21 protein-coding genes and 2 pseudogenes are annotated in these 12431 nt (G+C 44.5%); all 23 read right to left on the reverse strand.

Annotated features, from left to right (window positions below; translation table 11 throughout):
- Positions 1 to 8 precede the first annotated feature (8 nt).
- On the reverse strand, positions 9 to 233 hold the full coding sequence (locus N39L_RS30040; RefSeq protein WP_014274253.1) for a reverse transcriptase N-terminal domain-containing protein: 225 nt from the start codon (positions 231 to 233) through the stop codon (positions 9 to 11).
- 694 nt (positions 234 to 927) lie between these two features.
- Entirely contained in the window at positions 928 to 1131 is a 204-nt protein-coding gene (locus N39L_RS30045; RefSeq protein WP_231852026.1) for a Fic/DOC family N-terminal domain-containing protein, read from the reverse strand.
- 233 nt (positions 1132 to 1364) lie between these two features.
- Positions 1365 to 2540, reverse strand: a complete 1176-nt coding sequence (locus N39L_RS30050; protein WP_014277239.1) for a group II intron reverse transcriptase — start codon at positions 2538 to 2540, stop codon at positions 1365 to 1367.
- Complete coding sequence (locus tag N39L_RS30055) at positions 2530 to 2760, reverse strand: reverse transcriptase domain-containing protein (protein WP_014277240.1); 231 nt, start codon at positions 2758 to 2760, stop codon at positions 2530 to 2532. Before N39L_RS30055 ends, N39L_RS30050 begins: the two co-directional genes overlap by 11 nt.
- Positions 2720 to 2941, reverse strand: coding sequence for a hypothetical protein (locus tag N39L_RS30060; RefSeq protein WP_014277241.1), 222 nt, complete (start codon positions 2939 to 2941; stop codon positions 2720 to 2722). The genes N39L_RS30055 and N39L_RS30060 overlap by 41 nt, the downstream gene beginning before the upstream one ends.
- A 21-nt stretch (positions 2942 to 2962) precedes the next feature.
- Positions 2963 to 3187: a reverse transcriptase N-terminal domain-containing protein gene (locus N39L_RS30065; protein WP_014277242.1), complete on the reverse strand. Its 225-nt coding sequence runs from the start codon at positions 3185 to 3187 to the stop codon at positions 2963 to 2965.
- Between the two features lie 671 nt (positions 3188 to 3858).
- Positions 3859 to 5031 carry a group II intron reverse transcriptase gene (locus N39L_RS30070; protein ID WP_014275144.1) on the reverse strand — a complete coding sequence of 391 codons (1173 nt, stop codon included), beginning with the start codon at positions 5029 to 5031 and terminating at the stop codon, positions 3859 to 3861.
- The gene (locus N39L_RS30075) at positions 5021 to 5251 is read right to left on the reverse strand and encodes a reverse transcriptase domain-containing protein (RefSeq protein WP_035736221.1); all 231 of its coding nucleotides are present in this window, start codon (positions 5249 to 5251) and stop codon (positions 5021 to 5023) included. Before N39L_RS30075 ends, N39L_RS30070 begins: the two co-directional genes overlap by 11 nt.
- A pseudogene (locus N39L_RS30080) lies at positions 5211 to 5433 on the reverse strand (HNH endonuclease). The gene N39L_RS30075 and the pseudogene N39L_RS30080 overlap by 41 nt, the downstream one beginning before the upstream one ends.
- Before the next feature lie 21 nt (positions 5434 to 5454).
- Positions 5455 to 5679, reverse strand: coding sequence for a reverse transcriptase N-terminal domain-containing protein (locus tag N39L_RS30085; protein ID WP_014277243.1), 225 nt, complete (start codon positions 5677 to 5679; stop codon positions 5455 to 5457).
- 1139 nt (positions 5680 to 6818) lie between these two features.
- Positions 6819 to 7139 (reverse strand): hypothetical protein, encoded by a 321-nt coding sequence (locus tag N39L_RS30090; protein ID WP_231852027.1) that lies wholly within the window; start codon positions 7137 to 7139, stop codon positions 6819 to 6821.
- Positions 7103 to 7246, reverse strand: a complete 144-nt coding sequence (locus tag N39L_RS30095) for a hypothetical protein (RefSeq protein ID WP_231852028.1) — start codon at positions 7244 to 7246, stop codon at positions 7103 to 7105. The genes N39L_RS30090 and N39L_RS30095 overlap by 37 nt, the downstream gene beginning before the upstream one ends.
- 5 nt (positions 7247 to 7251) lie before the next feature.
- A pseudogene (locus tag N39L_RS30100) lies at positions 7252 to 7434 on the reverse strand (PD-(D/E)XK nuclease family transposase); the annotation flags it as partial.
- A gap of 149 nt (positions 7435 to 7583) precedes the next feature.
- Positions 7584 to 8315 carry a Fic family protein gene (locus N39L_RS30105; RefSeq protein WP_308805646.1) on the reverse strand — a complete coding sequence of 244 codons (732 nt, stop codon included), beginning with the start codon at positions 8313 to 8315 and terminating at the stop codon, positions 7584 to 7586.
- A 254-nt stretch (positions 8316 to 8569) separates the two neighbouring features.
- Complete coding sequence (locus N39L_RS30110) at positions 8570 to 9028, reverse strand: hypothetical protein (protein ID WP_006616684.1); 459 nt, start codon at positions 9026 to 9028, stop codon at positions 8570 to 8572.
- Positions 9028 to 9345, reverse strand: coding sequence for a hypothetical protein (locus tag N39L_RS30115; RefSeq protein ID WP_014277247.1), 318 nt, complete (start codon positions 9343 to 9345; stop codon positions 9028 to 9030). Before N39L_RS30115 ends, N39L_RS30110 begins: the two co-directional genes overlap by 1 nt.
- Before the next feature lie 51 nt (positions 9346 to 9396).
- Positions 9397 to 9744 (reverse strand): AAA family ATPase, encoded by a 348-nt coding sequence (locus tag N39L_RS30120; RefSeq protein WP_014277248.1) that lies wholly within the window; start codon positions 9742 to 9744, stop codon positions 9397 to 9399.
- A gap of 78 nt (positions 9745 to 9822) precedes the next feature.
- The gene (locus N39L_RS30125; protein WP_014277249.1) at positions 9823 to 10335 is read right to left on the reverse strand and encodes an AAA family ATPase; all 513 of its coding nucleotides are present in this window, start codon (positions 10333 to 10335) and stop codon (positions 9823 to 9825) included.
- Positions 10336 to 10582: 247 nt separating this feature from the next.
- Positions 10583 to 10834, reverse strand: coding sequence for a GIY-YIG nuclease family protein (locus N39L_RS30130; protein ID WP_014277250.1), 252 nt, complete (start codon positions 10832 to 10834; stop codon positions 10583 to 10585).
- Positions 10835 to 10885: 51 nt separating this feature from the next.
- Complete coding sequence (locus N39L_RS30135) at positions 10886 to 11518, reverse strand: hypothetical protein (protein WP_014277251.1); 633 nt, start codon at positions 11516 to 11518, stop codon at positions 10886 to 10888.
- 46 nt (positions 11519 to 11564) lie between these two features.
- Complete coding sequence (locus tag N39L_RS30140; protein ID WP_286131425.1) at positions 11565 to 11696, reverse strand: hypothetical protein; 132 nt, start codon at positions 11694 to 11696, stop codon at positions 11565 to 11567.
- Between the two features lie 35 nt (positions 11697 to 11731).
- Positions 11732 to 12097, reverse strand: coding sequence for a Uma2 family endonuclease (locus N39L_RS30145; RefSeq protein ID WP_231852029.1), 366 nt, complete (start codon positions 12095 to 12097; stop codon positions 11732 to 11734).
- Between the two features lie 47 nt (positions 12098 to 12144).
- Positions 12145 to 12411: a hypothetical protein gene (locus N39L_RS30150; RefSeq protein ID WP_014277253.1), complete on the reverse strand. Its 267-nt coding sequence runs from the start codon at positions 12409 to 12411 to the stop codon at positions 12145 to 12147.
- Positions 12412 to 12431: the final 20 nt, after the last annotated feature.

The following is a 12431-nucleotide window of genomic DNA, read 5'->3' on the forward strand; positions in this document are numbered from 1 at the left end:
ACCCGCCCCTACAGCCGCACTGCTAAGAGCCGGGCATAATATGATTTCACCAATAGACGTTGCCACCTTCGTGCCTTAGCATTTTGTCCCGATTTAGCTGCTTGAAATATACTCTTTTGGAGCTTGAAAACTTTCCGTTGAACCTTAGTCCATGGGACTGCCTTCCATGCGTTGTTCGTAGTCTTGATTGGTTTTGGTTTCCCAAACCCTTTCTTTAAACTCGCTATCGCCATTTGTACACCTACTAGGCTCTATTTCTTTACAATCAAACCGTGACCTGTCAGCATATCCCTGCCATTACGACAGGGCGTTGGCTTTTGGTCACATCTCACCCCCTAATAGGCTTACGCTTACACTTTCACTACTGACTTTCTCGACCAGATTGTCAGAGCCTGAAAGGGGTTACAACGTTCCATTTATATGGGCATTCCATCTTTAGATTTGTCCTGTCCACCGGGGTACTTTTAAAGGTCTGTGTAGGTGGTGTCAAAAAACCCCTACTTTTCCCCATGCTCTTTTGAGTGCAGCGTATCAACCTGTTTCGCTACCTGATACTTACGATGGTTCAAGACGGACATTCGGTTTCCCTAATCATGGATGGTTGGCAGTGGTCGAACTTTTTTGGGAATAGGTTTTCCCTCACGCCTTCCGTTCCCCGCTTCAGTCCCAGGGTTGTGATTCCTGAAATTGGGGGTGGCTATCGCCGTTACCCTGACTTCATAGCTTTACTTATCCATTTATGGGCTTCCTATAAGGAATTTGTATGAGTTAGTTCGTTTTGACCTGGGGTTCCCTGTCTTATTTGGTATATTTCTATACCGAATGTTGGGACATATAAACAGTTATGAGGATGGTCAGGAGTGCGCTCCTTATATTCAATCAAGGGGTTGAAGTCCCCACCAGGCGGTTATTTCAGGTATTTCAACCCTATTTCATGCCTGAACGTCTCGCACCTAGAACATCTATCAAAGAGGCTTGCGTACCCTCAATTTGACTCGATAAAACTGCTTCTTTACGAACGTACATAAATACAAATAAATCGGGGTTGGGGAGAGCATCAGTTGCACCATCTAAACGACCCAATGCACGATCGGCTTGAGATAGCAAATTCCACATTTCCGGATCCATCATAATCTCAGGGGTAGGTGGCAGTGGATTGGGGATAAAGGCCCTGTAGCCTTCTATCTGTTCTATGTATTGGCCTGCTCTCGATGTCCCAAGCATTCTTATCGGTTCCGATAATACTGAGTCACTTTTGATTATTAGGGGTCGAGATAGACCTCACGGTCTACCCCTCCCATTCAGCAGCAGAACCGTACATGAGACTTTCACCTCATACGGCTCCTAGTTTGACCGTCTCCTTGTTAAGAGTACAGCATCATCTCTTCATCAAGAGCTGTTTTATCATCGTGACAATGGCGATGTAATAATTGAAGATTCTTGTATTCATCCTTTCCGCCTTGGCTTCTAGGTACAATGTGGTCTACTTCAATTAAATCTAATGGGGTAAAGAATTGCCCGCACCAGGTACACTTGCCTTTTTGCTTTTTAAGTAGTTTTGCTACCTTATTTGGCGTATCGATTGCTTGTCCTCTCCTGGTTGCCCAGTAAGTCCAATTTCCATCGTATGGTGTTGCGTCGGGGCGTATTAAGGTGTGTCTGACAATTGGGGTCCAGTTATGTTTCCATAATTGGAATCCTTCTTTGGTCTGGAATAACCAAGATTCCTGTCTTTCATTCCCATTGCTAAGTTTAACCGTTCCATGTCTGAAATAGTTCCTCAGCTTTTCGTAGTTCACCCCTTTGCATCTTGATGCTGTCCATGCCCGTAACATTAACCAGATTATGAGGTCTAGCTTATTGAAGGTCTCTGCTGAGACTACCGCTGAGTAGTAATTTGACCATCCCCGAATAATCGGGTTTAGATGTTTTATCAGGGCTGACTGAGGTGCTGTTCTATGTTGTTTGATTACACCTTTAATCACTTCTGTATGGGCTTTAACTGCTTTATGGCTGGGTTTTATGTGGGTTTTATGTCCGATTAATCGGCTTGCTGCCCCGCCTGTTTTCCCAGATTTATATTTTCCTACTGGATGTTGCCTGATATTGAATCCTAGAAAGTCGAACCCTGGTTTTTCTGTTTTACCATCATACTCGATAGATTTGAGCGTGTGGCAGATTCGAGTTTTTTCAGGTTTTATTTCTAAGCCTACAGGTTTTAACCATTCGGTGATTGCAGTTTGGCACTGTTCAATGATTCCTAGGTCTTTTGAGATGACCACAAAATCATCGGCGTATCTTATGACATTCGCATACGGGCGATTGTCTGTTTTCTTAGGGTACAGTTTTTCAATTAACCTAATCATCCCCAACAGTGCGATGTTAGCGAGTATTGGACTTATTACCCCTCCTTGAGGTGTCCCTGCTTCTGTATCCTCGAATACACCGTTATCTAGCACTCCCGCTTTGAGCCATTGTTTCAGGTCTCTTTTTAGGCGGCTTGGACAATGAATTTTGGACAGTAGGTATTCATGGTTCACGGTAAGAGCATTTCGCTATATCCGCATCAAGAACGTAGTATTGTTCTTTATTAATTGCAACATAAATTCTGCTAATTGCGTCATGGGCTGACCGTCCTGGACGGAACCCGTAGCTTGTGCCTTCAAATCTCGATTCCCATTCTGGTTCGAGAGTCGACTTAACCAAGGCTTGCCTTGCTCTATCTTGGATTGTGGGTATTCCTATTCCAGCTTTTTTCATCCCTACCAGGTTTTGGAATCCAAACCCGTCGCAGTGGTTTTGCTTTGAGGTTTCCCTTAATGTTCTTGACCAGTTCAAACCTTTGTCTTGGAGAGACTACTCTTACTCCATCAACCCCAGCTGTCTTCTTGCCTTGACCCGCTTGGGGGGCGGGTTTATTAAGCTGACTGTTGGGAAGCATGGCTGACCGTGGAACCCGCCCCTACAGTCTCACTGCTAGGAGCCGGGCATAATATGATTTCACCAATAGACGTTGCCACCTTCTAGCTTTTGCATCTTGTCCCGATTTAGCTGCTTGAAATATACTCTTTTGGAGCTTGAAAATTTTCCGTTGAACCTTAGTCCATGGGATTGTCTTCCATGCGTTGTTCGTAGTCTTGATTGGTCTGGTTTTGCCAAACCCTTTCTTTGAACTCGCTATCGCCATATGTACACCTACTAGATTCTATTTCTTTACAATCAAACCGTGACCTGTTAGCATATCCCTACTGTTACAGCAGGGCGTTGGCTTTTGGTCACATCTCACCCCCTAATAGGCTTGCGCTTACACTTTTACTACTGACTTTCTCGACCAGATTGTCAGAGCCTGAAAGGGGTTAAAACGTTCCATTTATATGGGCATTCCATCTTTAGATTTGTCTTTTCCACCGGGGTACTTTTAAAGGTCTGTGTAGGTAGTAAATAGAAGCCCCTACTTTTCCCCTTACTCTTTTGAGCGCAGCGTATCAACCTATTTCGCTACTACATTATTACGATGGTTCAAGCCGGACATTCGGTTTCCCTAATCATGGATGGTTGGCAGTGGTCTCGATTCTGGTGTTGGGTTGCACCTCGGAGCCTTCCGTTCCCCGCTTCAATCCTGAGATTGTGATTCCCAAAACTGGGGGTGGCTATCGCCGTTACCCTAATTTCCTAACTCTACTTATCCATTTCTGGGCTTCCTTATAAGGAATTTGTATGAGTTGGTTTGTTTTGACCTTGGGTTCCCTGCCTTGATTAGGGGTCGAGATAGACCTCACGGTCTACCCCTCCCATTCAGCAGCAGAACCGTACATGAGACTTTCACCTCATACGGCTCCTAGTTTGACCGTCTCCTTGTTAAGAGTACAGCATCATCTCTTCATCAAGAGCTGTTTTATCATCGTGACAATGGCGATGTAATAATTGAAGATTCTTGTATTCATCCTTTCCGCCTTGGCTTCTAGGTACAATGTGGTCTACTTCAATTAAATCTAATGGGGTAAAGAATTGCCCGCACCAGGTACACTTGCCTTTTTGCTTTTTAAGTAGTTTTGCTACCTTATTTGGCGTATCGATTGCTTGTCCTCTCCTGGTTGCCCAGTAAGTCCAATTTCCATCGTATGGTGTTGCGTCGGGGCGTATTAAGGTGTGTCTGACAATTGGGGTCCAGTTATGTTTCCATAATTGGAGTCCTTCTTTGGTCTGGAATAACCAAGATTCCTGTCTTTCATTCCCATTGCTAAGTTTAACCGTTCCATGTCTGAAATAGTTCCTCAGCTTTTCGTAGTTCACCCCTTTGCATCTTGATGCTGTCCATGCCCGTAACATTAACCAGATTATGAGGTCTAGCTTATTGAAGGTCTCTGCTGAGACTACCGCTGAGTAGTAATTTGACCATCCCCGAATAATCGGGTTTAGATGTTTTATCAGGGCTGACTGAGGTGCTGTTCTATGTTGTTTGATTACACCTTTAATCACTTCTGTATGGGCTTTAACTGCTTTATGGCTGGGTTTTATGTGGGTTTTATGTCCGATTAATCGGCTTGCTGCCCCGCCTGTTTTCCCAGATTTATATTTTCCTACTGGATGTTGCCTGATATTGAATCCTAGAAAGTCGAACCCTGGTTTTTCTGTTTTACCATCATACTCAGTAGATTTGAGCGTGTGGCAGATTCGAGTTTTTTCAGATTTTATTTCTAAGCCTACAGGTTTTAGCCATTCAGAAATAGCAGTTTGGCACTGTTCAATGATTCCTAGGTCTTTGGAGATGACCACAAAATCATCGGCATATCTTATAAGGTTCACCTGGGTGGCTGTGCCTTTATTTGGATACATTCCTTTAACTAGCCTTTCCATTCCCAACAGTGCGATGTTGGCGAGTATTGGACTTATTACCCCTCCTTGAGGTGTTCCTGCTTCTGTATCCTCAAATACACCTTTATCTAGCACTCCCGCTTTGAGCCATTGTTTCAGGTCTCTTTTTAGGCTGCTTGGACAATGAATTTTGGACAGTAGGTAATCATGGTTCACGGTAAGAGCATTTTGCTATATCGGCATCGAGAACATAATATTGTCCTTGATTTATGGCAGTGTAAATTCTGCTAACTGCGTCATGGGCTGACCGTCCTGGACGGAACCCGTAGCTTGTGCCTTCAAATCTCGATTCCCATTCAGGTTCGAGAGCCGACTTAACCAAGGCTTGCCTTGCTCTATCTTGAATTGTGGGTATTCCTATTCCAGCTTTTTTCATCCCTACCAGGTTTTGGAATCCAAACCCGTCGCAGTGGTTTTGCTTTGAGGTTTCCCTTAATGTTCTTGACCAGTTCAAACCTTTGTCTTGGAGAGATTACTCTTACTCCATCAACACCGGCTGTCTTCTTGCCTTGACCCGCTTGGGGGGGCGGGTTTATTAAGCTGACTGTTGGGAAGCATGGCTGACCGTGGAACCCGCCCCTACAGCCGCACTGCTAAGAGCCGGGCATAGTATGATTTCACCAATAGACGTTGCCACCTTCTAACCTTTGCATTTTGTCCCGATTTAGCTGCTTGAAATATACTCTTTTGGAGCTTGAAAACTTTCCGTTGAACCTTAGTCCATGGGATTGCCTTCCATGCGTTGTTCGTAGTCTTGATTAGTTTTGGTTTCCCAAACCCTTTCTTTAAACTCGCTATCGCCATCTGTACACCTACTAGCCTCTATTTCTTACAATCAAACCGTGACCTGTTAGCATATCCCTGCCATTACAACAGGGCGTTGGCTTTTGGTCACATCTCACCCCCTAATAGGCTTGCGCTTACACTTTCACTACTGACTCTCTCGACCAGATTGTCGGAGCCTAGAAGGGGTTAAAACGTTCCGTTTGTATGGGCATTCCATCTTTAGATTTGTCCTCTCCACCGAGGTACTTTAAAGGTCTGTGTAGGTGTTAACAAAAATACCCTACTTTTCCCTATACTCTTTTGAGCGCAGCGTATCAACCTATTTCGCTACTTAGAATTTACGATGGTTCAAGCCGGACATTCGGTTTCCCTAATCATGGATGGTTGGCAGTGGTCAAGTTTGGCAGTTGGTTCTGCTTCATGCCTTCCGTTCCCCGCTTCAATCCTGAGATTGTGATTCCCAAAACTGGGGGTGGCTATCGCCGTTACCCTAATTTCCTAGCTTTTACTTATCCATTTTTGGGCTTACTATAAGGAATTTGTATAAGTTAGTTCGCTTTGACCTTGGGTTCCCTGCCTCGTTTTGTATCGTTGTGATACTAAACTTCGGGACGTACAAACAGTTATGAGGATGGTCAGGAGTGCGCTCCTTATATTCAACCAAGGGGCTGAAGTCCCCACCAGGCGGTTATTTCAGGTATTTCAACCATATTTCATGCCTGAACGTCTCGCACTTTGTATATTCTATACCAAACGTTGGGACATATAAACAGTTATGAGGATGGTCAGGAGTGCGCTCCTTATATTCAACCAAGGGGTTGAAGTCCCCACCAGGCGGTTATTTGAGGTATTTCAACCATATTTCATGCCTGAACGTCTCGCACCTATATTATCAATATTAGCCTCTTTTCGTTAATAAGCCTCTGGCTGCCAGATGGAAAATAGGGGGCCCACTACATCTAGCTCAGTGATGCAACGGCTGGCTTTATCCTGATTTAAGCTTACCTGGCGATATTTCCTCGCCTCTGGCTGTGCAAACGCAGTGGTGTTCAGGTTCAGCAATGCCGTCCGGTGGTTGTGGCGGGTTTTGTAACTGTTGGATTAACCAATTGGCAGCAGCGATGAGCTATAAATTGATTTTAGGCTTTTTTTCCTCCTTAACTTTCCGTTGCAGAAAGGCAACCCCTTCCGCCATAGGCTTTTCCCAAGGATCGGCGGCGGTGAGGGAAGGCAACCGACCCCTTTGCTATTTGAACCGTAGCGCCCGTTTTGCTAACTCTCGCGCTTCTTCTACGGAGAGATTGACTCCCTTGGCGGCGATCGCGAAGCTCAGGCGAGGGAATCGCCTCTGCGACGAGTTTCAGCCGTTCCGCGTCCGTTAAATCTTCCCGACAAATGCGGGAGACTTCCGGGCTTTTGGGTAGGGCTAAACCCTTAATTTCTAGGTGAATTTCCCCGCTTTCTGGATTAACTCCCACATTGCATCGACGGCATCAGGTTCCGCAATCAAGTTGGTAAACCGGGCGCGGGTTTTACCCGGTGCGTCGCGGGTCGCCCGCCCAATCATTTGGACAATTTCGGTCAAACTGGAAAGGATTGCACATTCAAAACCTGCCTTTCAATAATCACCAATGTGCCGTCATTCAAGCGCACTTTAACATCGAGATAGGTATCTTTTAACCCTTCCAGTTGTGCTGGCAAATTCGGCTTAATGATTTCCAAGTCTTCAATAGTGGAATTTCCCTCATAGACCCAACCATTGAGAAAACTGATAAAGTAGATCAATCAAGCCCTTAAAATCATTTAAAGGCTGTTATTCCAATACTCTAACCCAGTCACCATGACATTTTGTAGCCACTGCTGGAAACGGGGAATCAAATTTTCCTGTTCATCAGCATAGGAAAATTGAAACGGAGAATCAGTTAAAGGCTGAAGATAGCTAAAAATACTTGCTTTTTGCTCTTAGCAAAAAGATTAATTAAACTCGATAATTCACCGCAGTCCGCATCTTCCAAAGCGGCAATATAAACGGCGAGATCGTCCCGGGTTATCACTAAAGGAAACCAACTCGCTTGGATGAAAACTAAACTGGCTAAACAACGAGCAACCCGACCATTTCCATCTTGAAAAGGGTGGATTTGGGTAAATCGATGATGCAACCAAGCCGCCTCAATTTCTGGGGGAACTTTTTGTTCTTGATGTTGATGATGTAAGGTGATTAATAGCTCCATTTCCGATGCTACTTGTTCCGGCGGACAATACTCGTGAATTGTGCCATCTGGTCGGAGGGGGTTATTGGGTTGACGTTTCCAGTCGCCTTTAATTAAGGAAACCCTAAAGATTTTTCCCTGTGGGTTTAAGGCTTCTGTGCTTTCCTGACTCTGGGTTAAAACTTGATGTAACTGCTTGATATAAGAATTAGATAGATTTCTTTGACCCCCAACAAAATCAAATAATCCCTCAATGGCAGCCTCTTGATCTTTAATGAGCGAAACGACCTGTTTAACTGGAATATCTGTAGAGCCGTGAGGGATTAATGCTTCATTAATTCCCTGTTCAATTAACCAACGAGTGATGCCGCGATCTATGGTGTATAAACGCTCAATAATTCCGGTTTCAATGGCGATTTCCCGCCGCAGCTTTTCGCTAAAGATTTGAAACTATCCCGATTGACGCATGCGATCTGCTTGCTCGTTCCAAACGGTGACTAAAGGGGGCAGTTCACTACTAGCTAAATCTTGCCAGTTACAGGGTAAATTTTCTATGGGTTTCCACAACATAAAGTTTCATTTATATACTGACCCTATTATAACAAGCTGTAAGACTATAGCAAATGCGATTGGCCTTGTTTGCATCACGAAAGCTCTCCTATCTCCCTCACCAAATTACTGTCTTCCTCTTAAACATTTTAAGGATGGGAATCATACCCCTGAAGGTGAGTATCTAAAGACCAGATAAACACCCGCCGATTGGGAAACAAGCGCCTCGATTTTTCCCATTCTTGGATAATTGACAGATCACCCATACCCTTACCTTGTGTTGCTGAATCCGGAAAATCAGTCAACCAGAGTTGCACTTCATCCAAAGTGGGAACCTGCATTACCGTCCAAGGGGTTTCTCCGGCGATCGCCATTTTAACTTGCTCAACAAACAACTCAGCACATTGTCGGCGCCAACGACCCTCACTGATATGAGCAATATTATGATTTCCGGTTTCATAAACAACCGCCATTGGTAACAGCAAATGGGTTCCTTTTTCCAAAAAATCCCTAAGTTGTTCCATGACTAAGCCTCGCTCATCATTCAATTTAGGAATATTAAGAACATTACAAAAAACCGAAGTATCGACAATCGAAACATCCGCCATTAGTGAGCCTCCACCATGGAATTAAGCGAAGTCAACCAGTCTAGAGCCTGCTGTTTTTTGTTCTCATTTCCTGGATGCTGCTTGACAAAACGTTCTAACAGTCCCCGAGTCATTAAATGACCCACGGAACCCTGAGCAATCAGTTCCGGGTAATCGGGAATATCTTGCAACCGAATTAACTGACTTGACCCATCATCAGGACTGCGATAACAAAATTCAGTCTCAGGAATTGCCTCATCAGGAAGAGCATCTAATAAAGCAGGATTATGGCTACTAATGAGAATACGGAGGTTACGTTGTCGAGCAATTTCAGCCATCCGAGACAGTAAGGCACTCGCACGACTCGGGTGTACACCATTATCGATTTCTTAAATGACTACTAAACTTTCTTCCGGTGCAGAAAGTAATACTGCTGCAATGGATAAAACTCGCAGGGTTCCATCAGACAATCTGGCGGCATCATAAGGAGTTGCCACCCCTCCAAAGGTTTCAGTGAGTTGTAACATCACCTCATCCCGAGGGGTTTCTAAAAAACTAATCTCCTCAATATTCTGTTCTGGAAGACTACAAACAAAGTCTAAAACCGCCTGCTTAGAGGTTGTAGATTGACATAAATTATAAATAACTCCCGATAAATTTTGCCCTTTCTCACGCAAAATTAAATCGGTTTTGTGACCATAGTTTTTCATCAAGCTAGGCTCTGGTTCTAAAAACACAATTCCACTTAAATAACGGACATATTTTTCTCAACAATTCGGGATAATTTCTTGACTTTTGAGATTTTCAGGTCGAAATCAAATGGTACTTAAAAGTTGGGCAAAAACCGCCAAATAAATACTACAAAACAGGCTCGGTTTTTTGCTGCGTTTTGCGAAATTATTATAAGTCACAAAAATATCACTTCCTGCCCCTTGCGGTTCACTGGTGATTTCAGACAACGGAACTTTAGAAGTTGAACTGGTAATCCGTTCTTGCATAACCTGCAAATGGTTGTCTGAACTGAGTCCTAGTTGAATCTCAAAACTTTCCCAATCGGGATGGTTTGTCAAGCCAGCTAGTTGAAATGTCTGCTTTCCTCTATATCCCAAATGTTCGACATTATCTCGAAAGAAATTATCTCCTTTTTTTTGCGGATTTCTGAGCAATCCAAGTCTTTCCCCAGTGGCAAGCCGAGATAAAAGCCGCAAGGCTTCAATAACATTACTTTTACCGGAAGCATTGGCTCCAATTAATACCGTAAGCCGCCCTAAGTGCAATGTCGCCGATTTATAACTTTTGAAATCTTTTAACTCTATTTCTGTAATCATCGTCGTTCACTCCGTTGGTGAGTTAAACTATTAAACTCTGCGGGTTCCCAAAACCCATGGGAAAATGTCCATTGTGGGAACCCAATTGCTTTTTATTACTAAAATGTGTTATGATACTCTAATAATACTGGCTAATTCCGGCTCATATTGGAATTGCTCAATGGTGCCGTCCTGGATTTTGGCGATCGCCTCTTCAATGGCATCTAATGGCACTAGAAACGACTCTCTAGGCTGGACTGGGAAAAAATCAAGAAGAACGATCCATCAATTCCAGGTCTAATCGCGCCCCCGCGAAAAACTTATGTAGGAGAAGCTCTAGCTTTTTCGGGTGGATATTTGCCAGTTGAAAAGTGGCTACAATTTCCACATCTGCTAACAGATAGTTAGGGTTATGCTTTGCCTTAGCAATGCGCTTTTTAACATCCCCACCCGTCACGCCAATTTTATGAATAATCGACCGATTTTTGGCTATAAAAGGCTCGTCAGATAGGCTCCGCAATACATAAATATAACCCGTGATTAAATCATCATCATCTGATTTAACTTCTGGTTAGGGCTGACCGGAAAATAAACGCCCCCAATCCCGCCGATCCAGCTTAGTGATGCGGCGGCTGGTTTTATCCTTATTTAAGGCTCGCTGAAGTGATCTAAACAGAGGATTGCTCTCAGCCGTGCCATCATAAATTACCCGGAGCCTATAATTTCTCAGACCATAGTCAGTGATCAACATCTCCCCCGTCTCTGCTACCAGAACTTTTTGACCATCAAGAATAAACAAATCCCCTTGATTAATGGTGGCATAATCCTGATATTTCACGGCTTGGCGATCGCCTGTTTTTAACTGACGCTGAACTTCCTCAAAGATGGGTTTAAATTCATCAAAATTCTGGCAGGGAAACCGCTGGGCAATTTCTTCCGCCGCCTTAATTTCTTGACGCGATCGCACATGAGTTAACTGGGTGATATCATTTTCGGGAGCAGCATCAACCCCCAAAGAAGCCAAAAGCGCCGCCTCAATTTGGTCCTCTTCCAGGTTTTCTGATTCGGTAAAACTGGCATCATTTTCGATGTTTAAAAGTCCTCGGTAGTCCAGAGGTTCAAGGAGGGCGCGACATTCCGCCGATTCCCGCAAACGTTCCAGGCGCACTGCATAGAGGCGCTCGAAAATATCCCGATCGCCCATAAGTTGAGGAAGTCTACCTTTTTCGGCAACAAAGCGATCGATTTCCTCAAACGAGCGCGATAATCCGTTCTTCTCTAGGGGAATATTCGGGAGTCGCTTCCGGGGCGATATTTATCCCCAACTGTGCCAACAGTTCTAAATCTTCATCAGTGGTAGATTTGGGCGGGGATTTAGCCATTGTTTTCCTCGTGGTGTTCAGGTTCAGCAATGCTCTCATGCATGTTCTGGCGGGTTTTGTAACTGTTGGATTAACCAATTGGCAGCAGCGGTGTTGGTTTCGGTGTTCAGCCGTTCTAGGGTTTGTTCTAAAAGGGCGATCGGCAACCCCGTCAATACTTGGGACTGGGCGATCGCTTCATAATGCCCCAATGGAGTCAAGCTAAAGGCAAAAATCCGCCGCCCTTTCATATCAACCACCCAATATTCAGAAATCCCTAAGCTGGCGTAGAGTTGCTTTTGTTCATCTAGGTCAAGGCTGAGGGTAGTATCAGCAATTTCCCCCACCAAGTCCGGCAAACGGTGGCGACGCAAGTCAATCCGGCGCGGCTGGTCCGGGTTGCCATCGGGGAATATTATCACCCTTGTACAGCACTAAATCTGGCGCACAGGCGTGGGTATCGGGGCATTCAATGACAAGCGCGACCATAAGATTGCAAAACAAACTCAGGGTGCAGAAATACCCAAACAAAGAAAATTGCCGTTATCAAATCACTGAACGAAGCATGATTCGGTCCTTCTTTACCCATATCTACCCACAACCATCCTTGATGAAATGAGATTTTTTGCCAGTCTATATCCGGGTGATCCCGGATAGCCACATAGTCTTGCCAGGTGGCGTTGTGGCGTTGGAGGATGGAGTTTGGGGGGGTGGGTTTTTCTAGGGAGAGCTTCATGGATTTTCACCTCCAGATGA

The organism is Limnospira platensis NIES-39, assembly GCF_026000695.1.
Lineage (GTDB): Bacteria > Cyanobacteriota > Cyanobacteriia > Cyanobacteriales > Microcoleaceae > Limnospira > Limnospira platensis.